The sequence below is a fragment of the Colwellia piezophila ATCC BAA-637 genome (genome assembly GCF_000378625.1).
Classification (GTDB): Bacteria; Pseudomonadota; Gammaproteobacteria; order Enterobacterales; family Alteromonadaceae; genus Colwellia; species Colwellia piezophila.
Genome location: NZ_KB905164.1, coordinates 301,837 through 325,498, shown reverse-complemented (window position 1 = coordinate 325,498; position 23,662 = coordinate 301,837). Strand labels below are relative to the sequence as shown.

Here is a 23,662-nt window from a genome sequence, read left to right as displayed (position 1 = left end):
CTAACCAAAAAATTAAATTAGGTAGCCATGCTTTCTCTAGCACATTTTAATCGACGAACCATTAAAGGTGATATTTTTGGTGCATTAACATCAACTATCGTCGCTTTGCCTTTTGCTTTAGCTTTCGGCGTTACCTCGGGGGCGGGTGCTAGTGCCGGTATTTATTGTGCGATTATAACCGGTTTATTTGCCTCTTTATTTGGTGGCACCAATCAACAGATCTCTGGTCCCAATACGGGTTTAACTGTGGCTATGGTTGCCATATTAACTAGCTTTGTCGCGCAATCACCCGAGAATGGTATTGCCGCTGCATTTACTGTGGTAACACTGGCAGGCTTGTTTCAAATGTTATTTGGTTTTTTTAAGCTAGGTAAGTACTTTATTTTAGTTTCATATCCGGTTATTTCAGGTTTTACCTCGGGTATTGGCGTATTGATCATACTCTCGCAAATTGAGCCCTTGTTTGGCCACTCATTACCGGAATTAGAGCTGTCGTTAACTACTTTAACTAGCACTAATACCTTATTAGGACTAGCTTTTTTATCAATACTCTTTATCTGGCCGCAAAAATTTAGCCGGGTAGTACCTGCCAGTATTATCGCGGTCGCGGGTGCAACATGTTTTTATATTTTTTCTGGCGCTGAAATGCCCGTTGTTGGCGCTATTGCTAGCGAATTACCAGATTTTAATATGCCAGTGTGGGAGAGCTCTTTAGCCAGTGAAATGATTAAATCGGCACTATTAATTGCCACCTTAAGTACTTTAGACTCGTTAATGACTTCATTAACAGTGGATAGTATTACCAACGAATTACATGACTCGGACCAAGAGCTGGTCGGCCAAGGCATAGGTAATATGGTTGCCGGATTATTTGGCGCATTACCGGGTGGTGGCGCAACTATGCGTACCGTAACCAATTTAAGGGCTGGTGGTACCACACCTTTGTCGGGCATTCTTCATGCGCTGTTTATTTTAGCCATAGTTTTATGGGCAGGGGAATACACAGCCTATATTCCAGTGGCAGTGTTAGCCGCAATTTTAACCCACGTTGGCATTAGCATCATTGATTGGAACTTCCTTAAACGTATCCATCAAGTACCTTTATTCAGTGTTGCTTTAATGATCTCTACCATGGTGATGTCGGTAGCCTTTGATTTAGTCACTGCGGTACTAGTGGGTGTATTTATAGCAAATCTAGTGACCATTCGCCGCTTATCAGTAATCCAACTTGATAATATAAAGCTATGTACTGCCAAAGAGGCCGAGCATCTATCAAACCCAGAGAGACAATTATTAGAATCTATGGACGATAGCGTGTTATTACTTAATATTTCAGGGCCAATTGGCTTTGGCGTGGCGCGCGGCTTAAAGCAAAGTGTTTCAGAGACAGATCAAAATAAAACCTTATTAATTGATTTAACTGATGCCCGCTTTGTTGGCATTACCAGTACTATTGCCATTGAGGAGATTATTGTCAGTTATCGAAATCAAGGCAGAGATATTTTACTATCCAATGTCTGTGAGCGAGTACGAGAAGATTTTAATAAATTAAAGTTACTTGAAAAAATACCCGCAGAGCATGTTTTTGCCACACGATTAGATGCACTGACATACCTTAAGGAAAGAGCTTAAAGAAAGGACTTAAAGAAAAGGATTAAGCATAGAGCTTAAATAAGGAACCTAAAGAAAACGTTTCGTTACCATAAGTTGTTTAGTAAAGTCTGGTAATGAAACGCTAGTTACGTTTACTGAGAGAGTTTTGACTGAGTGAATTTTAAACAAGTGGGTGTTACCTGCGAACACTTGCTATTAAAGCCCTTTGGTAAAAGAGCACAGTGCCCCGCTTCAAGGTGATTCAGAGACGAAAATCTTACCGGCCATTTTTGTCGCTGCTGCTTTCGTTATAGATTGTTAAGTAAGCTTCTGTAGTTGATGGAGTGCTTTGATTGTCTAGATTTACTTGGCTGCGTCGTAATAGCGCTTCTGTTCTGACAACGAGCACATGCGGGCGTAAAGGTATTACCAAATAATCATCGGCGCCCATTTTTAGTAAATTGACTTCACTAATGTCGTCATCACAGGCAGTGAGAATTAAAATAGGCTGTTGGTAAAATTCTCTGGCAAGTTTGCATCTTTCAATGCCGCTCATGCTGGGTAACATCAAATCAAGAATAATCATCTCGGGCTGGGCATCCTTTATCGCCTCTAAGGCCAGTGCGCCATCGTCAATAACGGTAACTTGTTAACCTTCAACTTCTAAATACATGGCGGTTAAGCGTGATGTTTCAGCGTCATCTTCAATAAGTAATATTCTAGTTTTACTCATTAATTTTCTCGGTATTATTCAGTCACCATGAAAATTTAACGTAAAAACCCCGGTTATAAAAGTCTTGCTTACATACATTAGTTATTACTTACACCGGCTTACTTTGTAAGGGGGAAGAACAACCGTGCTGCTCAGCCATAGTGCCCAAGAATTTATTTAGCCTTAAGCCTTACCTTTTAGCTAGGCGGGTAACTAAAAACTCTTTCTATCTGCTGACTTAGCAATCCTTTCTTATGCTAACATTACTACCATTAATTGATGCATGGCCTTATGGAGAAGATTCTTTGCATAATCAAATTTATCAGCAACTAATTGATAGCTGGAATAAAACCCTTGCGGTAGTCGCTAAACTTGCCGAGGTACCCGTTGCCTTAGTGATGCGAGTTGAACAGGATAAAATTAGCGTTTTTAGCAAAAATGACCATAGTGAAAATCCCTATAATATTGGCGATTCTGACATCCTCAATAGCTCAGGGCTTTATTGTGAACACGTTATTAAGTCTCAGCAGCAACTCCATATTCCAAATGCCCTCATTGATGAAAAGTGGCAGAATAATCCGGATATAAAACTTAACATGGTGGCCTATTTAGGCTTACCCATAGTTGATGGTGACGGTTGTCCCTTTGGTACTATCTGTATTTTAGATAACAAAGAGCATGTTTTTTCAGAAACAATCATGGAGTTATTGGCAGCTATCAAGCACAGTTTTGAGCTGCAATTACGGCAATTACATTTTCAACGTATTGAAGATGAAAAGCAGCAGCTTGAAGATCTTGCTATGTTGATCCGAGGCATTTCTCATGAAATTAATACGCCATTAGGAGTCGGAATTACTACCACGAGTGTTATCGAGTCAAACATAGAAAAAATTCAGCAAAAATTAAAGGAAAAATCACTCAGTCAAAAAAACTTAACTAACTGTCTCAATACCATGCAAGAAGGTGTCAAAATCCTCAGTAAGAGTCTAGAAACTTCTGCCGAGAAAGTGACTATCTTACGGGAGTTATTAGCCAATGATTTTGAAACTACTAGTCAGTCAATAGCCTTATATCCGTTAGTAATAGCGGCGCAGGATAAATATAAAAAGGAGCTGAATAGTCTTCAGGTAAAGTATAACATTGAGCATAATGAACACCTTGATACCCAGGCATTTATTTCAGCTGAATTATTCCTGCAAGTTTTACTGATTCTCTGTAAAAACTCCCTTGAACATGGTTTAGTTGGTATTGATAACCCGGAAATAGAAGTTAAATTTAAAAATTACCCTAATGTTATCAAGCTACATTATTTAGATAATGGCAAAGGTATTGATAAGTCAGACCATAAGAAGATTTTTTCCCCCTTCTATAGCACAAATCGAATTTCAGGCTGTAGTGGTCTAGGGCTTAGTATTGCCAAAAGCATCATCACACAGCAGTTACATGGCGAAATATCAATAGAGGAGTCAGCTATAGGGGTACACTTTGTTATTAGCCTACCCAAAGCGGCTGCTCCAACAGCAAGTTAACCATGTTACGACAGTTGTTATCAGCAAAGTAGCCATAGAAAAGCATCATGCCAAGGCGGGTATCAACTGTGATTGTATCGATGAAGTAATATCAATGAGTTTGGTATTAAAGCAATTTCATTAAATAATTGCTCACTTGTGCTGGTTAAAATACGCCATCTCAGCGTTGCTCTCAAACACGCACAATACCTTAAAGATGACACTTTGACAGGTAACAAAGATAGCAATGTGGTGGCGAACCAGTTTGATAACAATATTAACGGCAATACAGGTTTTAATACGGTGATCTTTGCTGGTCAAGCTGCGCAATATCAAATTACCAATGAAAATGGTGCAGTTAAGGTGCAAGACTTACAAGATGATCGCGATGGCATGAATACCTTAGTAGATATTGAAAAGCTACAGTTTTCAGATAGTACTATTGAGGTAGCTTCTCTTTAGTAAAGGTCTCTTTAAAAACTTAGCCTAAATAAGTCTGAGGAAGTAAGCGCTATTTCATCGAGAAATAGCGCTTTATGCATTTTATTTCATTATTGCTTAATTAATCCAAGACTAATGGCGCAAAAAATCCGATAATTAGCGCCATTAGAACCAATCTATTGATTGGCTGCATACAACTTCGGAAATATATCAATGGAAATCAAAGTTAACTTTCTCGACAACCTTAGACTTGAAGCCAAGTTTGACGATTTTAGTGTCATCGCTGATCAACCTATTCGTTATAAAGGTGACGGCTCAGCACCAGGTCCTTTTGATTATTTCTTAGCATCTTCGGCTATGTGTGCAGCGTACTTTGTTAAGGTCTATTGTAATTCTCGTGATATTCCAACGGATAATATTCGTTTATCACAAAATAATATTGTTGACCCGGAAGACAGATATAACCAAATTTTTCAAATTCAGGTCGAACTACCTGACAGTATTTCTGAAAAAGACAAAAAAGGTATTTTAAGGTCAATAGACCGCTGTACCGTGAAAAAAGTCGTGCAGAAAGGGCCAGAATTTAAAGTTGAAGCCGTTACTAGCCTTGAAGAAGATGCTCAAGCTATGTTGATGTTACAACCTGAAGATGGCGCTAGCACTTTTATTTTAGGTAAAGATTTACCTTTAGAAGAAACCATTGCCAATATGTCAGGCCTGTTAGCCGACCTTGGCATGAAAATCGAAATCTCTTCGTGGCGCAATATAGTACCTAATGTATGGTCACTGCATATTCGTGATGCCGCATCTCCTATGTGTTTCACTAACGGTAAAGGCGCAACAAAAGAAAGTGCACTTGCCTCTGCCTTAGGTGAGTTTATTGAACGCCTTAACTGTAATTTCTTTTATAACGATCAATTTTTCGGTACTGATATTGCCACCAGTGATTTTGTTCATTATCCCAATGAAAAGTGGTTTAAACCAGGCGTAGATGATGCACTGCCAAGCGATATTTTAGATGACTATTGTTTAGCTATATACAACCCTGAAGACGAGTTGCGTGGTTCAAACCTGATTGATACTAACTCAGGTATGGCGGAACGTGGTATTTGTTCAATTCCTTATGTACGCCAGTCTGATGGTGAAACGGTTTATTTTCCATCAAACTTAATTGAAAATTTATTTTTAAGTAATGGTATGAGTGCAGGTAACAACTTAGCTGAAGCGAAAGTACAATGCTTGTCTGAGATTTTTGAACGCGCGGTTAAAAAGCAAATTATTGCCGAAGAAATTGTTTTACCTGATGTACCTAAAGACGTTATTGCTAAATACCCCGCTATATTAGCGGGCATTGAAGGCTTAGAAAAACAGGGTTTTCCTGTGGTAGTAAAAGATGCCTCATTAGGCGGTAAGTTCCCCGTAATGTGTGTCACTTTGATGAACCCTAAAAATGGTGGTGTATTTGCCTCATTTGGTGCTCATCCAAGCTTTGAAGTGGCGTTAGAGCGTAGCTTAACTGAATTATTACAAGGTCGTAGTTTTGAAGGTTTAAATGACGTACCTAAGCCTACTTTTAATAGCATGGCGGTGACTGAGCCGGAAAACTTTGTTGATCACTTTATTGATTCAACCGGTGTTATCTCATGGCGCTTCTTTAGTGCCAAGCACGATTATGATTTTGTTGAATGGGATTTCTCTGGCAGCAATGAAGAAGAAAATACCGGCTTAATGGACATTTTAAAAGACCTAGGTAAAGAAGTGTATATTGCTGAGTTTAATCAACTTGGTGCTACGGCTTGTCGTATTCTAGTACCTGATTATTCAGAAATTTATCCAGTAGAAGACTTGATTTGGGATAATACTAATAAGTCACTTGCTTATCGCGAAGATATCTTAAATCTGCATAGTTTAGATGAAGAGCAATTAACCAGTTTGTTTGACCGTTTAGAAGAAAGCCAACAAGATAATTACATTGATATCAAAACCTTAATTGGTATTGAGTTTGATGAAAATACCGTTTGGGGCCAATTAACTATCCTTGAGTTGAAAATTCTTATCTGTCTAGCGTTAGGTGCGCTTGAAGATGCCATTGAGTTAGTGGGAGAATTTTTACAATACAATGATAATACCGTAGAGCGCGGTTTATTCTATCAAGCCGTTCATGCTGTGCTTGAAGTTACTATCGATGAAGAAATGGAACTGGAAGACTTTATCGGTAACTTCAATAGAATGTTCGGCGAAGAAAACATGACCAATGTTGTTGGTTCAGTGTTTGGCGAAGTAAGGTTCTTTGGTTTAACGCCAACCAGTATGAAGCTTGAAGGATTAGATAAACATCAACGATTGATTGAAAGCTACAAGAAATTGCATCAAGCGCGCAAGCTAGCTGCAGCAAAATAGCAAAAATTAGCTAGTTGTTGAAATGATATATAAAAGACAGTGTTTGCTGACAAACACTGTCTTTTTTTTGATTTATCAAAGTGTTATGCCGATCAAAGATACACGATTTTTCCTAAATATTGATTTCACTTTTCTGTGATTGCAATTATGCCATGCGCAAGCACACCCCTCGAACCTTCTATCAAGGTAAAACTCGCTAATATTCCTTGTTGATATGCTCGGTAGATTTTCTCGGTAGATTTTCTCGGTAGATAATACGGGCGGATATGGATCTAGCTAAGCACTTGTTATTGTTTCATCAATAATATCGCTGCTTACATTTAAAGACGAATAAACGACCAATAATACAATTTACCCCCTATTTGTTTACAATTTAACGCAAAGATTTCATTGGATATTTTTTATACTCCGCGCATATGAATTTTAGGGTTTTGATGTGGAAAATAATATTAGAAAGTTATTCGGTTTGAATGTTCTAGTTGTTGAGGATGATAGTTTTCAACGACATGCTTTAACTCAAATTTTAAAGCGTGTTGGCGTGATAACTATTATGTCAGCAACAGACGGTGAAGAAGCACTTGAATTAATAAAAAGTCATGCTTTTGATGTCGTAATTTGTGATCTTTCTATGCCAAATATGGATGGCCTCGCTTTAATTAGACGCCTCAGCGAGTGTGACTATAAGGGCAGTATTTTGTTGTTAAGCGCGATGGAAGAAAGCTTACTGCGTAGCGCAGCCAAAATGGTAGACATTTTTAACCTTAATATGTTGGCCGCACTATCAAAGCCAGTAAAACCTGCAGAGTTAACCAAGGCCTTATTAAAGCACTTTGAGCAAAGCCAACATAGTCAAAATACCAAACCTACTATTGAATTAAGTGCACAAGAGCTGGATATCGCTTTGGCTCAACAGAAAATCATGCCTTATTTTCAACCGCAAGTAAGTCTTCACGATGGTACTTTACTGGGCTTTGAATCGTTGGCTCGTTGGCAACACCCAAGTTACGGACTTGTTGCACCTGATTATTTTATTGAGTTAGCGGAAAAAACAGATCAAATACACCAATTAACCGAATTAATGTTCAGAGAAAGTATTTGTCAATTAAATACCCTCTCAGATATGCCTTCGCCAGTAAAGCTAGCCATTAATGTCTCCCACAAAAATTTAGAAAGTAATGCGATTCAAACCTTGTTAATTAACTTGGATAAAAACCTCAATAATAAAAATCATAAGATAACAATCGAAATAACAGAGCAAACTACCACTAAAAATCCTGCTATGGCTTTAGAAGTGATCTCACGTTTTAGAATGCATGGCTTTAACATGTCTATTGATGATTTTGGTACCGGTTATTCAAGTATGGAGCAATTGAGCGAGCTGCCTTTTAACGAACTGAAAATTGATAGGCAATTTGTTGGTAAAATGGACACAGATAAGAATGCCTTGATCATTGTTGAGTCATGTATCAGGTTAGCGAAAAGGCTGAAACTTAAAACTATTGCTGAAGGTGTCGAAAATGCTACGCAGTGGCGACTATTAAAGCGTTTAGGCTGTGACTATTGTCAAGGCTATCTTATAAGTAAGCCAGTACCGGTAGAGCAAATATCTGAAAAAATGAATGCTTGGTATAAAACATATACAACTATTACGGATGAAGCCTTTGCTAAAGCTCAATTGTAGCTATAACAATCCTCGGTAAAAACCCGCGTTTAAACGATAAAGATAGTAATTTCAGCACAACAGTTTTGAGTATCTCAGCATGACCACAATAAGTAAGATGAACTTTTTCAAAGCCAAAACGGTGTTACTCATCGATGATTGTCAGATGATCCTCAATGCCACGCGTTCTATGCTGATAACAAATGGCTGTGCTAACGACAATATTTACTTGGCCAAGGATGCAAAAATAGCCCTGTCTGCTTGTGCAACCAGGGCATACGACTTCATTATTTGTGATTATAACTTAGGTCACGGCAGTGATGGTTTGCAGTTAATCGAGCAAATGCATAGCAAGCATCTTATCCCCGAACAAACGGTGATTTTTGTCGTCACAGGAGAGATGAGTAAAAGCGTATTTTATGGCTTTGCAGAGTATGAGCCCGATGGTTACTTAATTAAACCTATTAATATTGGCGCTATAACCAGCCGTTTGATCAGCTGCTATAGACAAAAAAGCATCATCCACAACATCAAAAAATCCTACCGTGTTAGCGGTGCAAAAGCGGCTTTAGATCTATGTGATAAATATGATGAGGTAACCACTATTTCCTTTGCAAGAGCTGATATTTATCTTAGTGAGGACCGGAGTGACTTAGCCCAAAAAATATATGTAAAGCTTATAAAAAACCAAGTGAATAAAGCAAGGATTAAACTTGGTCACTTACTTATCGAGCAGAAAAAATTTGAACTGGCTGCCAAGTTAGTTAATGCGGTCATTAATGATAAAAAATTAAGATTTAATGCCTTACAGATTCAAGCGTTATGTTATCTGCAACAAGGTCAGGTGAGAAAAGCGGTAGAGTCTTTTAAAGAAATTTCAGCAATATCTCCTAATAACGTCGGTCGCTTACTGACCCAATATAATTTAAGTTTACATCTTAATGACATCGACGCTTCATTGAGTTTTGCCAATAAAATAAAGGCCAGAATTAAAAACTCTATTTGGCATAGTGTTGATCACTGTTTGATTAGCGCACGTTGCCTATTATTAAAAGCGGAAAGAGAACGGGAAATACCCAATAAAAGCTCTATATTAATTGAGTTTAAAAATCAGTTAAAAACCATTGAAAAGAAGTTTCGCCTACCACAATATCAGTGGCACAGAGAACTTATTATTTGCCGTTACTTATTGTTAACTGGAGATATAAAGGCAGCAAAAACAATATGGCTAGCTTATAAAACAGCGGAGCCGATAGCAGACTTTTATCTGCAACTAGATGCGCTATTTATCGCTTCTTTATTAGGTGAAAACCATGCTGTTAATACGCTAGCACTTGCTCAAACTCCGTTGCAATTATCGCAACAGTTGCTAATTAGCACTCTCCAAAAAAATGATATGAAAAAGAAAGCTAACATAGCGGACCTTAAAAAATTAGCCTTGCAATCAAGTTTACAAAAGGATCCTATGCAGAGTATCAATCAGTGGCTTGACGTTTGGCAGGCACAACCGTTTGAGTTTGACACTGCTTTAGCGGTAATTAAAGGTTTCTCTGTAGCGATACCAATGAATATCTCAATGAGTCAGTTAAAAATCACTTACCAGCAAGCTGTTGAGACTATTGATGATAATGAACTAAATAGCCAAGTTCCCTCATGGTTTAAAGCAAAAAACACCGAAGTGAAAGTCGCTTTTCAAGCGCTGGAGCAACACGCATGATGACACCTTTTAAAACGGCTATTTTTATCACGCTTATCTTGGTAAATATTATGGCAAGTCAGTTCGTTTTTGCGAACACTGCAACGGCCAAAAAGCTAACTGATAATGAGAAACAATGGCTAGCTGACAAAGTCACCTTAAATATAGGTACGCCAAGTTTTGAGTTTCCACCCTATATCATTCATACCAACGACGGAAAAGTACTGGGTATTTATAACGATTATATTGAATTAGTCGCAGCTGAGCTTGGTTTAAAGATCAATGTTAATGTGTTTAAAGATATTGCTGAATTAGAAGCTGCCTTTAAACGCGGTGAAATAGATCTTATCGTTGGCTTTATGGCAACATCTAAGCGTAAAAAATTTATGGCATTTAGTGATATTTTTATGACAGTGCCACGTTCTATTCTGGTTAAAAAATCCAATGAATGGCAAGAACAACATAATATCAATGATTTTGAAGGTTTAACTTTTGCCATTGAAAAAGGTTTTGCTAGCCGAAACGAGCTAAGTTCATATTTACCCGAGGTTAAGTTTTTCGATGTTGATGGCACCAATGAAGCCATTTCGGCGATAAAATTTAACCTAGCGCAAGCTTATTATGGCGACTGGATTACCAATAATTATATACTCGATAAAAATACCAATAAACAATTACAAATCATTGCGTTATCCGATGTGAAAGCTGATAGCTCTAGAATAGGTTTACAACCGACTGATCCTTTATTGTTATCAGCGATTAATAAAACACTCGCTACCATTGATAATGCAACACACGCTTATATAGCGGCAAGATGGAATAGTTCAAATCTGAGCGAACAACGGGGGAGAACGCCTTTTGTTTTATCTACCGCTGAACACGAGTGGCTTGCATTGCATCCAGAGATTAAGTTTGCTAGTAGTAAATATTGGTACCCTTATTCATTTGTTAATAGTGAGGGGGTAACGCAAGGCTTATCAGCAGAGGTTCTTTTTTTGATTGCTCAAAGGTTAGGCATCAAAGCAACAGCTGTTATTGTTGATACCTTGTCTGAGTCACTTAATAAATTAGCCAACAATGAAATAGATCTGCTACCTTGGATATCTACCTTGCGTAGTGATTCAGCGGAGTTAAATTACTCTAGTCATTATCATTCCTCGCCTTGGGTAGCCATAATCAAGTCGAATAGACAGTTGACTATGTCTCAGATTCGTACGGAACACATTAAAGTGACTAACGCCAAGGGCGCGGGCTCTGGGTCATTTGTAAGTAAGTTCTTACCTAACGCTACTGTTATCCAAACACAAAACCTTAAGCAAAGCTTTGATTTAATAGCAGAAGGAAAAGCAGATGTTGTTTTTTGTTTGTTATCTTCAGCGACACCTTGGCTACAAGGTAATATGTTAGGGAAATATAAAATAGTCAGTGATATCAGTGCTGAAAAAAACGTTAATCTCCACTTTGCTGCCAGTAAAGATGAGGTGATGCTAATCACCCTCATTAATAAAGCACTCAACGATATTGGTGATCAAAAATTACAACAGCTGGGTACTAAATGGTCCCGAATTGATATTAAGCAAGGTATTGATACCAAAGAATTACTGATCACGGTACTGATAGTTACGGCTATTGTCTTATTAATTTTGAGTGCTATTTTACGTTGGAATCGAAAACTCAAAAGAGAAGTCCAGTACCGAACTGATGCAGAAAAACGAGCCAAAGACGCTGAATTTGAGCTAAATTCACTCGCTGATGCCATTCCCGGCGCAGTAATACAGTTTCATATTAATGAGCATGGGAAATTTGTCTTCAGTTATATCAGTCAAGGCATTGAAGGATTAGCCCCTTATAAACAAAGTGAAATTATCGCAGAGCCTGAATTGTTTTTTGGCGCCATTCCACAAGGTGATTTAAAACAGCTTATAACCGCTAAAAAGCAATCAGCTAAAAATAGTCGTGCCTTTGAGGCTGAATTTCGCATTAGTTTTGAGCAGGACAAGTTTACCTGGTTGCAGATTACCGCTTTTCCACAGCAAATGCTGAAGCAAAAAGTGTGGAATGGTGTTTTACTGGATATCAATGAGCGCAAAGAGCAGGAATTTGCACTTTCTGCGGCTAAGTTAGCAGCAGAGCAGGCGGCTAAAAGTAAGTCACAATTTTTAGCGATGATGAGTCATGAGATTCGAACGCCCATTAGCGGCATTATTGGTTTGCTTGAACTGCACAGCCACACTTCTTTGAATAAATCTCAATTGACTGATGTTAAAACCATAGGCAATTCGGCGAATAATTTATTGCATATACTCAATGATGTACTCGACCATTCAAAAATGGAAGCTGGACAGTTATCGGTTGAAAATATTGAAACAGATCTACTGCAGTTAGTTGAAGCGGCAATGCAAAACCATGCTAATGTGGCGCAAAATAAAATGATTACCCTAAATCTTGATTTTGATTGTAATTTACGCCATCAAGTCACTACTGATCCGGTGCGTTTACAGCAAGTATTATCAAACTTGATCAGTAATGCCATTAAGTTTACCTCAAAAGGTGAAGTTTTGGTCAAGGTTAGTCAAGAAAAATCCTATAAAGATCAGCAGGAAATCAAGTTTTTGGTCAAAGATACCGGTATCGGTATATCACCAAGTAACCAGTCCAAATTATTCACGCCTTTTACCCAAGCCGAAAGCTCCACATCACGTAAATATGGCGGTACAGGTTTAGGTTTAACCATTTGTAAAATGCTGGTTGAAAGGTTAGGAGGCGAGATAGAGCTAAGCAGTGAAGTGGGTGAAGGCACTAGCTTTAGTTTTGTTTTAACGCTTGATTCAGACAGAACACTATTCAGTCCTGATTTAATCAACACTAAACCGGTAATTTTAATTGATGACGGCGAGTTTTATTGTAAAAAGATTAAAGAGTATTTGCTGCATTGGCACTACCCGTTAATCGTTTTACCTTGTCTCCACAAAAAAATTGAAAAAATTATGGCCTCTCTTCCTCGGGGCGAGTGTGTGTTTATTTGTCATGAGCAGTTGATTAGTAAATATAAGTTGAGTGAGGAGTTTCCAAGCTCAATCTGGATTGAGTTAAGTGAACGTAACTTTTCTCCAGCGCCTCAACACCTGTTCCTTTCAAGTGCGCCATTATTAATCACCCAATTACTGGAAGTAGTCGTGCAGACTCAAACGCCAGAAGACAGCGACTTACTTGATATTATTGCTAATGATAGCTTGCAGGATACTTTCGTTACTAAAGAGCAAGCCGCTGAAAATGGTCAACTGATCCTGGTGGCAGAAGATCACCCTACCAATCAGATGGTGATTAAACGACAATTAGAACGGTTGCACTTTCATGCCGATTTTGTTGATGATGGAGAACAAGCATTATCAGCGATTATGCAGCAAAACTATGGTTTACTGTTAACAGATTGCCATATGCCAAACATGGATGGTTATCAATTAACGCGAACGCTGCGTGAGCAAGGTAATATTATCCCGATTATTGCGTTGACCGCGAATGCTTTAACGGGTGAGGCTGAGCGTTGTCATAACTTAGGTATGAATGATTATTTAACCAAACCTATTTCTCTGGACATGTTAAAGCAAACCATTGATAAACATTTACAACCCGACCATGACCATTCTTTATCAAGTATCGAGTATCAACAAGCTCAACAAGCTCAACAAAGTCAGCAAGTCAACTTGCTTGAGCAGTTACTTGATGACACAGAGGAAAGTGTTCAAAACGAGCTAGTTACCGAAATGGCTACTCTACAAGAAGGGGCATCCGCGACACCAACGGATTCTTTGTTAAATAATGATTTCTTAGATTTTGAACAGTTGATTGATATGTTCGGTGATATGGCAATAGTTAAAGAGTTATTAGCAGAATTCATTAGCACCACTGACAGCACTATTGAACAATTACGACTTTGTGTATTGAGTGATGACTTTGCTGAGGTTGGTTTACTGACTCACAAGATTAAAGGCTCTGCTGCCATGATTTCAGCAGAATCACTGAAAAATACCTGCATCAAGTTAGAAGAAAGTGCCAAAGAGTTACAGCGCGATGAAACCCAACAGAAATTCGAGCAATTAACCGTTGAATTTAGTTTGTTTCGTCAATTCAGTGATGAAAATGTTTTCATTGAAGCCATGTGATTTTAGTGAATGCGCTTTCTGCAAACTAATGTATTTATCTATTAAAAATAAAGAAATGTCAGCTGATTTTTTACTGTTCAGCTGAATGAATTATAATGTTCTCATCAGATATAAAATTGAATTTATCAACATGTTCTGCCGCTTTTATTGCCGTATTGATAGCGGTTATGTGCTTGAACTAAAACTCGGTTAATTATCAGTAACTTTACATTTATAGTTTTTTTTTTATTAATTCTAAGCTAAGTATTGAATATATAGTCATATAAAACAGGTGACTATAGGATTTTAAAGTGATAGATATTTATAGGTCTAGCTGATAACCTAGCACTAATCATTTTAAATATTTTACGCTATGTCTAATACTCAACTAACTTTTCGAGCTATTGCCCCTATATATTCTCCGTTAAGTTTACGCCTTGGCGTAGACCAATTTAATTCACCCTTTATAAAATCACTCAAAGCGGTAAACCTGCAATTCTCTACCGATCAAGATGGTAAGCAAAGCAAATTTCATTGGCTAGGTAAACTTATTCACTTGGGTGGGCAACAAGATGAAAATCGCCAATATCAATCTACTGAATCAAACTCAAAAGATATTCGCTTAATGTGTTGGACACCCGCAGCTAATGACAGTAGCAAGGTGATGTTTCATGTATTTACTAATCATATTGCCATTGCTGAGGTTGAATTAACGATAGACATTACCGAGTTGGCTGCAACAACCGACTCAACAGATGGGTTGGTTAAATTACTTGAGGAAAAAGTTCAGAGCTTAGCGCAGCAGCAAGTTAATCTTCACTTTAACGACTTCTGTCAAGATATGAATCAGCTCAAAGTAAATCTCTCATCAGACTTTGTTTTTTCTGCCACCAGCTCAGTGCCAAGTGGTACTTGGGTATCTCGAACCTTGCTCACTAACAGCGAGCAACTAGCTCAAAATGACTGCCAGCGTATATTGACCTGCTGGTTGAAAAGTACAAGTAGACCTGAAGATGCGGCAGACATTATTGCCGGTCTAAAAAACTATTCCATGACCTGGCTAAATTATGTGGTTAAAGACGCTAGAGCTGTAGGTGAAGACCCTTACATACAGATCATGGTGTTAGCACAGTACTATTACCGCTCCCAAGAAAACTATAATAGTGCTTTACGTGGTGCTATTGAAGTAGCCTATGCAGGTAATAAAAAGCAACGCATAGATAAAGTGCTTGCAAATACTCGAACGGGTTGCCGCCTTAATCAAATCGCATTTTTTGAAAATATTAAGTTTTTAAATCGGCCTAATCGCGCTTTATTAGAAAACATTCTTAATGGCTGGAACTTTGATCAGCTTGTTGAAAACTCAGAGCGAATGATTGAAATATGTAATGCTCGGCTGCAAGAAGAAGATAATAAGAAACGTGAACGCAGTACGGTAATGACAGATTTTCTACTGGTAACCTTGAGTTTCTTTGCTGTTTTCGAATTATCCCTCTACTTAACAGAATTCAGTCGAGAGATGATGAGTCGGCCAGCACTCGATTATAACGATAACAAGAGATCATTTTTCTTAAGTATAATCGCTGAAATTGATGCAGATATTATGTTTTCTTTTGGTTTTGGCTTAACCCTGTTACTCGTTATTGTCTACCGTTACCTAAAACGAAATTAATCATGAAAAATATAATAGCTTTATCTTTACTCTTAACGTCAGTGCTTATGCCGGTAGTTTCTTGGGCTAAACAACTTTCAGTGGCAACCAATCAATGGTCGCCGTATATCAATACTGAGCAGCAAGCCTTAGGCACCGCTGCCGATCTACTCAGGCAAGTATTGGCGCAAGAGCAACAAACTATAGCGTGGCGTTATCAAAATTATGACTTAGCGTTTGAGTTGGTCGCTAAAGCCAAGCAACAAGCGGCGTTCCCATACTTTAAAACCGCCGAGCGGGAAAAGAGAGTATTGTATTCTAAAGCAGTTTTTAGTGTCACTAGTCGTCTTTATTACAACCGACAGCGCGAGACTACACTCGAATTTTCGCAACTCAATAGCCATAAATTTGGCCGAGTTGCGGGCTATAGTTATGGTCAAGTTATTGATAGTTATCTTAGCAATGCCGTGATCTACTCAACAGAAAAATCTGCTTTGGAAAGCTTGTTTAACAATGACATTGATTTTCTACCGATGACAGAAAGTGTGATGAATTATATGTTAAATAAAATCTACCAGGATCAAGCTTTACTGATTAAGCAAATTGATAAGATAGTGGGTCATGATTCTCTTCACCTCATCGCGCCCAACACCGATGAAGGTAAGGTGTTAATTGCTAAAGTTAATCAATTGCTACAACAAGTTAAGGGCATTGAAAGCTTGCAGCTAAAGCCTGTAGAGCGCTTCAAGCCGAAAGATATTGCCAAGTTAATAACCGCGGAAGGTTATCCTGCCATTGTGGGCCAAGTAGCCATTGATAAGGTGACCGATTACTACACGCTTCCTCAAGGCACCCGGGTACTTATCTTAAACTGGAGCAATAAAATCATTAAAGCTTCGAGCACAGATCGCATTTACAAAAGCATGATCGACCTTAGTCATGTGGTAGTCCTAAACGGTCCTCATGTAGGTAAAGAGCTTTATATTAAAAACATGCATTTAGAGATTCAATGATGACGGTCATTTTAGGTTGGCTTGGCTCTGTTTTATATCTGATGAATCATGGTTATATTTCAGTAGTTAAAAACTGGCGCCCTAAAGTTTACTATGGTGTTAATCTCCTTGCCGCATTGTCTTTGGTGGCAAGCTCACTGATGATTTATTCATATCAGGCTGTTGTTATTAACAGCTTTTGGGCAATTATTTCTATATTGCTGCTGATAAAGTTTGATGTGGCAAAGGTCCCTTTATCGAGAAGATTTTTTTATCTCGGTTTTGTACTAATCATTGCTTGGTTAATTTTTTCTGGTCTTAAATACAGTTGGAATTCTTCGACTTTTCACGGCTACTTAGGTTGGTCGTCAAGTTACGTGTTTTGCTTATCTTACTTGCTGTTTTGCAGTAAAAAACTCAGCCATATAAATTATTTGGTGTTCAACATCTATGCTGGCAGTGCGCTGTTACCGATATTATGGGCTCAACAGAATTGGCCTGTATTTACCCTGCAAATTTGCTGGGCTTTAATTTCGGCTTATGGCGTATATACACGGTCTGAACAGGCTCATTTAATTGATTAAGCCATTCAAATTAATTGAGCATTATTACTAGCGAGATTACCTCTTAAGCCACAACTGTCATTTTATTCAGGGGTTTTATACAGTAAAGCTGTTCCTGCTGAGGAAATAGTGCCGAATATTGAATTGCAAGCCATTGAAATAATATCGCATAGTGAAACTATACCTCTGCATGAACGTCAAATTCTATAGCCATAGTTCTAGGTGAAATTTTAGTGCTGACGGTTATTATAAATCATTTCTTCTATAACTTTACATAAATAGCCATACTGTATACTTGTGGCTATATTAGCGTTAATTATGGATCGTGTAAAATAGTCTATAATACTTTCACCTTAGGCCATTAAATATTCGATATGAAGCTCAACCTGTTTACCCATCTAATCCGTGAAGTCCCTAAATTAACCAACAATCAGAAGCATTTACTTCAGCATCGCTTAAATGATGAGATCAATCGTGGCGGAACTAGCCTTCAGATAGATAAATGTAAAGGCGATGACATCCAGTGCCCTCATTGTGATTGCGACCAAGTACAACGATATGGCAGCGCTTCTGGGCTACAGCGATACAAGTGTAAGGCGTGTAGTAAAACATTCAATGCTCTCACCAAAACCCCACTAGCAAGATTAAGAAAGAGAAGCCTATGGGAAAAAAACCTAGAATGCATGTTCGATGCACTACCATTGTGGCGAGTAGCTGAAAGGCTTAATGTGGCTGTTAGTACCGCATTTAGGTGGCGGCATCGATTTTTAGCAGGGCCAACACACGACAAAACAAGCGAAGTGGCGGGGATCGTTGAGTGTGATGAGACTTTTTTCCTTGAATCGTTCAAGGGTAATCAAACAATTAATGACAGGCCAGCCAGAAAGCGTGGAGGTATTGGGAATAAAAAACTTAAGGGCGATCAAGTCCCTGTTTTAATTGTGCGTGATAGAAACGGAGGGCTTACTGACTTTGTACTTGATGCTCCAAACAATAAAGAAATTCACGGGGCTTTAGAGCCGATTATCACTGACCAATCCATATTATGCACAGACGGCAGCCAGGTATATAAATCATTCGCTAAAGGCCATGGGATCAAGCATTACCGTAATATAACCTCACAAGGAACTCGCGTCATTAAGCGGGTTTACCACATTCAAAATGTGAACAACTATATGAGTCGATTAAAGACATGGATGGCAAGATTTCATGGAGTAGGCACTGCTTACCTGCACCAATATTTAGGATGGATGCGAGCACTTGAACATGCTCCAGCATGCAGTGATTTCACACTTGAAATGCTATTCAATTCCGCATTCAAGCATGAGTACGTGCCAATAAACAATAAGAAGAGCGCGGATGATGTTGACTTAGAAATGCCATTCTAAAGGGGTCTATGTCTCTTTTGTGCCAACTGCGGTCATTCGCGGATAAATTATTTAGTGCTTGGTGAGACAATATATTTCATCACAAAGTGAGGATTTAGCACTATTCATCTTATCGGTGTATTCATTAAGTTTATCTCTATCATTCAAATATGAACGATTATACAAATATCGTATTTCTCGATAGACATCAGTAAAATCTTTCGATGCTGCTTTTCTAAAATACTGAAGCGATAAGTCATATTGCTTTTCTTCTTTGTAATTTATAGCCAATAACAAACAAGGCTCAACATATTCGTGACACATTAAGCTTAATGTCTTTATTGAATTCTCTGTTTCTTTAGGCAAGTTATCGCCTTTCAAACTTTCTGAGGCTTTAGCAAATAGGGCTTCATTGCTTCCATCATCAATCAAACTATTCATTAATTTAACTGCTTCATCAGGCTTTCCCCTTTTGAAGTTATATAGAATTGCCGACACAGATGTAGGTGATTCAGCAATCAAGCCATCATAAAATTTGTTCCTTGAAATTTCAGATGCTAGAACAGATTCAGAATGTTCATCAATACTATTATACGAATAAAGCATGTAGTAGCCAGTCATAGTAGAGCTAATTAAAAAAAAGATGCTACCAATAACCGTTAATAATGCTGGTGCTATCGCTTTATTTCCATAATTAACTTCAGTATCAAAACAGGATTTATACCCTTCTGGTGGGTAACTCTTTTCAATGAATGCTTGCTTGCTTGTAATTAATGCACAGTAAGTAAAATATACTGCGACCAAAAAGATCAAAGCGCAAAAGAGCATAGAGTAAATGAGTCCTTGTTTAATGGCTTCATTAGACTGAATTATATCCATACCTGTAGTATCGATACTAAATAAGCTAGAGACATAATCTGTTTGAAAAAGTATAGCTAGTACAGCCATTACAAAAAAAAGTATATAGGCGTTTTTACGCTTTTTAGGGTCGGCTTTTATTACTTTCGTCATGAATAATCTTATATCAAGGGGTCAAGGTTTAACTTATATTAAGTGGCTGCTTATCGCTCTTTGCCGCCAGTGAGTATTCTCACCTAGCAACAACCTTACTTAGATAATAATGATTGACATCTAAATGTCAAACGTCAATATAGATATATTTGCATTTATTTATCAGATACTTAAGTCGGTGGGGTTTTTACTGTGGCGAATGCCACTAATTAACGCTAATATAGCCATACTTGTACAGTACCTCTTGGTGTTTTATGAAAGTGCTACCCATTTATGTTGAAGCAGGGATATCAGGGTTTGAATCGCCTGCTGCTGAATATAAAGAACTAAACTTATCTTTAGAAGAGTTATTACTTCAACATCCTAATGCCACGTTTTTTGGTTTAGCGAATGGACGCTCAATGTAAGGGCGAGGAATATTTAATGGTGATGTTCTGGTTGTTGATAGAGTTGAAAAGGTTATTAATGGCTCGATAATTGTTGCCAATTTTAACGGCTGTTTTGTCTGTAAGATTATTGATACTGACAAGGCGATATTGTTATCTGCTTCTGATAAACATAAAGCTATCCCTATAACCGAAGCCGACAGCTTTCAAATTGAAGGGGTAGTAAACGTGTCTTTTAGATTACATAAAAACCTACCAAAATTATTATCATGTTTGGTTTAATTGATGCTGTTGAAGGGGTGGTCAATGTCTCCTTTAGATTACATAAAAACCTATCAATATTATTATTGTCATGTTTGCTTTAATTGATGCGGTTTCTTTTTATGCACGTGTTGAAAAGGTTTTTGACCCCTCGATACGAAATAAACCAGTGGTTGTTTTAACCAACAATGACGGTTGTATCTGTGCGGTATGCCCCATGGCTCGTGAACTGGGTGTACCTAAGTTCATTCCTTATTTTAAGATAAAATCTTTTCTAGCAAAGCACAATGTCGTTGTTCGCTCTTCTAATTATGAATTGTACGCTGACCTAAGTGAAAGAATGATGAATGTTATCACGCGGTATTCAGATAGGCATTACGTTTACTCTATAGATGAATCCTTTTTACATTTTAGAAACTTTGCTTGTATTGATGATTGGCATGAATATGGCCATGTCATAAGAAAAGCGGTTTGACGTGAAACACGGTTACCGGTGGGAGTTGGCTTTGGTGCTACCTTAACGCTAGCAAAAGCGGCTAATCACGCTGCTAAAAAGTTATCTGGCTTTGATGGGGTTGCCGTAATCAGTGACAACAATTCTCGTCAAGAAATACTGTCTCGCATGTTACTTACCGATGTCTGGGGAATTGGCACTAAGCTTGGTAAACGCTTAAGTATACTCGGTCTTAAAAACGCTTGGGATTTAGCCAATCAGTCACCTAAATCGATGAAAAGTCAGTTTTGGGTTGTTGTTGAGCGTACGGTTAACGAACTTAATGGCATACCGTGTTTAAACTGGGATGATATAGGGCAAGATAAAAAAGAGCTATTTTCTACACGTAGTTTTGGACAACGTGTAACAGATAAACATAGCCTCCAAGCTGCCTTATCAAGTCATGCCAGTATTGTTGCTAAAAATGCCAGACGACAAGGCTCTTTAATTAAACGTTTAGTTATTTTTGCATCAAGCTCTCCCCATGATGACAATTATTATAAACAATCGCTTATCTATGAATTCCCCGTCGCAACAGATAACACCTTAAAGGTCGTTGCCGCGGTTAGTTATGTTTTTGAAAAAATTTACACTGCTGGCGTTATGTTCTATCGTTGTGGCGTTGGTGCGGTTGAATTAAAAAACAGTACTTTTGTACAACAAGAACTGTTTAATGTCAGTGTAAACAACCCACAACTAATGCAATGTTATGATTATGTAAATCATCGCTATGGCTCCGGCACTATTGAAGTGGCGGCTGCTGAAAAAAATGAAAAGTGGGCAATGAAACGGAATTTCTTATCACCAAGTTATACCAGTAAATGGTCAGAGATCCCTAAGATTCTTTGTTAAAGGAATTTTTTAAAGGAATAGTTGAGGTAAATATGTGCGGTCGATTTAGTATCAATAAAGCCATTACACCGATAGTAAGTGAGTTATTTAATACCCATTTTAGCGTGGATAGCAATAATAACCTAAGCCCTAGCCAATCAGTTGCTACCTTAGTTAAAGGCAACTCAAGCTACTCTCAAGTTAATGCATTGTGGGGGATAAAACCGAATTGGTCTAAGAAACTGATTATTAACGCGCAAGCTGAAACGGTAGCGATGAAGCCGACCTTTAGACAAGCGTTCCAAAGCCAAAGGTGCTTAGTGCCATGTAATGGCTGGTTTGAATGGAGAACTGAAGACGGTAAAAAAGTTAAGTATTTATTTGAACATGCCAATAAAATGCCTTTGTATATGGCGGGCATATTATTTCAACATGAACATACCGAGCTGGTAACCTTAACCACCCAACCTAATAACAAGTGCGGTCAATACCATAAACGCATGCCCGCTTTAGTCTTAGCAAAAGATAAGGACTATTGGTTTGACTCTTCACCTCAAGCGCTTGAGCCATTACTGCAAGCTGTGGAAGATAGAGTTATTCATGTAAAGCGTGCCGATTGAGTTGTGAGTTAACAACTGGTGGGGCAGGCCTATTAAATGCAGCAAAGGGAATGATTTTTCAATATCACCGGGGCCTTAAATGATTTATTTAGTCTGAGCCCTTTAGTTTATCCTTTCAAGTTTAGCGGAATAAGTGTAAAGTTTTTATGAGTCTCTTAGACTGTCGATGACCTTTTGTGATTCCAAGGAACGGGTATGTCAAATACGATACAAGTTAAAAACAATTATTTGAAAATTAATTTAGCAGGAAGTATTCAGTTAGCGGAGCGATTATCTCAATTAAGTAAAATAATTTCTGTGGTTTCAAAAACAAGAAGTAAATATTTGTTGATAAAAATATTGCCCGAATCCAGTTTAAATTCGAAGGAAGACATCGATAAACTGCTCAGTAAAGTGCATCAAGAAGACTGGGCGCTTAGAAATAAAAACATATTCATTAAGATAGCCATATACTCTCCCACGCTTGATAATTTTAATCTACATAAGAAAATTCTGCAGGCGAAAGACCTCACCAATATACAGTTTTTTGATGATTTAAAGGCTGCTATTACTTGGCTTGATGTGCAAAGTTCTCTTGAAGATATTACCGCTTATTTCCAACCTATTATTCGTCTTAATGATAGTAAAGTAATAGGATATGAAGCACTGGCCAGAAAAGTATTAAAAAATAAAATTATCCCCATTCCTCAATGGTTACCTCAGTTATTCAATGAAAGGCAGGGAAGTTATCGTCTTGCCGAAAAAATGCTCTTATTGGCAGAGAAAAAATCAAAGCAACTTTCAGAGAAGCAATATATCTCAGTAAACTTTGAAGTAGATGAAATTAACTCTAATAAAATAGAGCAACTTTTAGCACCATTTAAGAAAACAAAATTCCTTGAAAAGCTTGTGATCGAAGTGTGCGAACGTGGTGATGTTAACATTAATCACATTGAACTGATTGAAAATATTAAAAAACTGAATACCCGTATTGCACTAGATGATATTGGTTCCGGTAATGATAGGCTTCTACAGCTACTTGATTTTTCACCTGAAATTTTAAAATTAGATAAAAAAGTCACCGATAGAATGCTTGAAATTAAGGTAGCTTCATTTATTTCCTTTTTTAGTTCTTGGTGCGAGAGTAATAAAATATCTTTACTCGCCGAGGGGATAGAAACACGGGAGATTGCCATAGCTTGTAAACGAGCGGGCATTAAATTTGGCCAAGGTTATTTATTTGGTAAACCACAAGCAGAACTGTTGACTATAAATACCAAGACAGTAACTGAAACGGCCTGACAAATGAAACGACAACCTCGACTATTACAAAAAGGGGAGGTTTAATTGAAGGGT

At 37.9% G+C, this 23,662-nt stretch carries 15 protein-coding genes and 2 pseudogenes; 15 read left to right on the top strand and 2 right to left on the bottom strand.

The window, feature by feature from the left end; translation table 11 throughout:
* Window positions 1–27 precede the first annotated feature (27 nt).
* A complete protein-coding gene (locus tag F580_RS0110220) occupies window positions 28–1,632 on the top strand; it encodes a SulP family inorganic anion transporter (protein WP_019027631.1) in 1,605 nt (534 codons plus the stop codon).
* Between the two features lie 238 nt (window positions 1,633–1,870).
* On the opposite strand, the gene F580_RS25500 is transcribed toward F580_RS0110220, so the two are convergent.
* Window positions 1,871–2,230 carry a response regulator gene (locus tag F580_RS25500; RefSeq protein WP_281167217.1) on the bottom strand — a complete coding sequence of 120 codons (360 nt, stop codon included), beginning with the start codon at window positions 2,228–2,230 and terminating at the stop codon, window positions 1,871–1,873.
* Window positions 2,231–2,559: 329 nt separating this feature from the next.
* Here F580_RS25500 and F580_RS0110210 point away from each other — a divergent pair, with 329 nt between their 5' ends.
* The 10 genes from F580_RS0110210 (at window position 2,560) to F580_RS0110165 (ending at window position 18,746) form a co-directional block, all read left to right on the top strand.
* The gene (locus F580_RS0110210; protein ID WP_019027629.1) at window positions 2,560–3,834 is read left to right on the top strand and encodes a GAF domain-containing sensor histidine kinase; all 1,275 of its coding nucleotides are present in this window, start codon (window positions 2,560–2,562) and stop codon (window positions 3,832–3,834) included.
* A 204-nt stretch (window positions 3,835–4,038) separates the two neighbouring features.
* Complete coding sequence (locus F580_RS0110205; protein ID WP_157443070.1) at window positions 4,039–4,275, top strand: hypothetical protein; 237 nt, start codon at window positions 4,039–4,041, stop codon at window positions 4,273–4,275.
* 192 nt (window positions 4,276–4,467) lie between these two features.
* A complete protein-coding gene (locus tag F580_RS0110200) occupies window positions 4,468–6,654 on the top strand; it encodes an OsmC domain/YcaO domain-containing protein (protein ID WP_019027627.1) in 2,187 nt (728 codons plus the stop codon).
* Window positions 6,655–7,090: 436 nt separating this feature from the next.
* Window positions 7,091–8,335: an EAL domain-containing response regulator gene (locus F580_RS24335; RefSeq protein WP_019027626.1), complete on the top strand. Its 1,245-nt coding sequence runs from the start codon at window positions 7,091–7,093 to the stop codon at window positions 8,333–8,335.
* 79 nt (window positions 8,336–8,414) lie between these two features.
* Window positions 8,415–10,031: a response regulator gene (locus F580_RS0110190; RefSeq protein ID WP_083926968.1), complete on the top strand. Its 1,617-nt coding sequence runs from the start codon at window positions 8,415–8,417 to the stop codon at window positions 10,029–10,031.
* The gene (locus tag F580_RS0110185; RefSeq protein WP_019027624.1) at window positions 10,028–14,173 is read left to right on the top strand and encodes an ATP-binding protein; all 4,146 of its coding nucleotides are present in this window, start codon (window positions 10,028–10,030) and stop codon (window positions 14,171–14,173) included. Before F580_RS0110190 ends, F580_RS0110185 begins: the two co-directional genes overlap by 4 nt.
* 352 nt (window positions 14,174–14,525) lie before the next feature.
* Window positions 14,526–15,824 (top strand): hypothetical protein, encoded by a 1,299-nt coding sequence (locus F580_RS0110180; RefSeq protein ID WP_019027623.1) that lies wholly within the window; start codon window positions 14,526–14,528, stop codon window positions 15,822–15,824.
* 2 nt (window positions 15,825–15,826) lie between these two features.
* Window positions 15,827–16,816: a substrate-binding periplasmic protein gene (locus F580_RS24330; protein ID WP_019027622.1), complete on the top strand. Its 990-nt coding sequence runs from the start codon at window positions 15,827–15,829 to the stop codon at window positions 16,814–16,816.
* A complete protein-coding gene (locus F580_RS0110170; RefSeq protein WP_019027621.1) occupies window positions 16,813–17,379 on the top strand; it encodes a CBU_0592 family membrane protein in 567 nt (188 codons plus the stop codon). The genes F580_RS24330 and F580_RS0110170 overlap by 4 nt, the downstream gene beginning before the upstream one ends.
* Before the next feature lie 353 nt (window positions 17,380–17,732).
* Window positions 17,733–18,746 carry an IS1595 family transposase gene (locus F580_RS0110165; protein WP_019027620.1) on the top strand — a complete coding sequence of 338 codons (1,014 nt, stop codon included), beginning with the start codon at window positions 17,733–17,735 and terminating at the stop codon, window positions 18,744–18,746.
* Between the two features lie 51 nt (window positions 18,747–18,797).
* Here F580_RS0110165 and F580_RS0110160 read toward each other — a convergent pair whose 3' ends face one another.
* The gene (locus F580_RS0110160; protein WP_019027619.1) at window positions 18,798–19,736 is read right to left on the bottom strand and encodes a tetratricopeptide repeat protein; all 939 of its coding nucleotides are present in this window, start codon (window positions 19,734–19,736) and stop codon (window positions 18,798–18,800) included.
* 254 nt (window positions 19,737–19,990) lie between these two features.
* Between F580_RS0110160 and F580_RS24325 the strand changes: the two are divergent.
* The 4 genes and pseudogenes from F580_RS24325 (at window position 19,991) to F580_RS0110140 (ending at window position 23,608) form a co-directional block, all read left to right on the top strand.
* Window positions 19,991–20,404, top strand: a pseudogene (locus tag F580_RS24325) (LexA family protein).
* 70 nt (window positions 20,405–20,474) lie between these two features.
* A pseudogene (locus F580_RS24320) lies at window positions 20,475–21,728 on the top strand (Y-family DNA polymerase).
* Between the two features lie 32 nt (window positions 21,729–21,760).
* A complete protein-coding gene (locus F580_RS0110145) occupies window positions 21,761–22,327 on the top strand; it encodes an SOS response-associated peptidase (RefSeq protein ID WP_019027615.1) in 567 nt (188 codons plus the stop codon).
* A 228-nt stretch (window positions 22,328–22,555) separates the two neighbouring features.
* Complete coding sequence (locus tag F580_RS0110140; protein WP_169338305.1) at window positions 22,556–23,608, top strand: EAL domain-containing protein; 1,053 nt, start codon at window positions 22,556–22,558, stop codon at window positions 23,606–23,608.
* Window positions 23,609–23,662 lie beyond the last annotated feature (54 nt).

Excerpts from the sequence above, each read along its gene's own strand:
- F580_RS0110160 (WP_019027619.1), bottom strand. The coding sequence starts at position 19,736 with ATGACGAAAGTAATAAAAGCCGACCCTAAAAAGCGTAAAAACGCCTAT.
- F580_RS0110180 (WP_019027623.1), top strand. The coding sequence starts at position 14,526 with ATGTCTAATACTCAACTAACTTTTCGAGCTATTGCCCCTATATATTCT.
- F580_RS0110185 (WP_019027624.1), top strand. The coding sequence starts at position 10,028 with ATGATGACACCTTTTAAAACGGCTATTTTTATCACGCTTATCTTGGTA.
- F580_RS0110170 (WP_019027621.1), top strand. The coding sequence starts at position 16,813 with ATGATGACGGTCATTTTAGGTTGGCTTGGCTCTGTTTTATATCTGATG.
- F580_RS0110220 (WP_019027631.1), top strand. The coding sequence starts at position 28 with ATGCTTTCTCTAGCACATTTTAATCGACGAACCATTAAAGGTGATATT.
- F580_RS0110210 (WP_019027629.1), top strand. The coding sequence starts at position 2,560 with ATGCTAACATTACTACCATTAATTGATGCATGGCCTTATGGAGAAGAT.
- F580_RS0110145 (WP_019027615.1), top strand. The coding sequence starts at position 21,761 with ATGTGCGGTCGATTTAGTATCAATAAAGCCATTACACCGATAGTAAGT.
- F580_RS24330 (WP_019027622.1), top strand. The coding sequence starts at position 15,827 with ATGAAAAATATAATAGCTTTATCTTTACTCTTAACGTCAGTGCTTATG.
- F580_RS0110190 (WP_083926968.1), top strand. The coding sequence starts at position 8,415 with ATGACCACAATAAGTAAGATGAACTTTTTCAAAGCCAAAACGGTGTTA.
- F580_RS0110165 (WP_019027620.1), top strand. The coding sequence starts at position 17,733 with ATGAAGCTCAACCTGTTTACCCATCTAATCCGTGAAGTCCCTAAATTA.
- F580_RS0110200 (WP_019027627.1), top strand. The coding sequence starts at position 4,468 with ATGGAAATCAAAGTTAACTTTCTCGACAACCTTAGACTTGAAGCCAAG.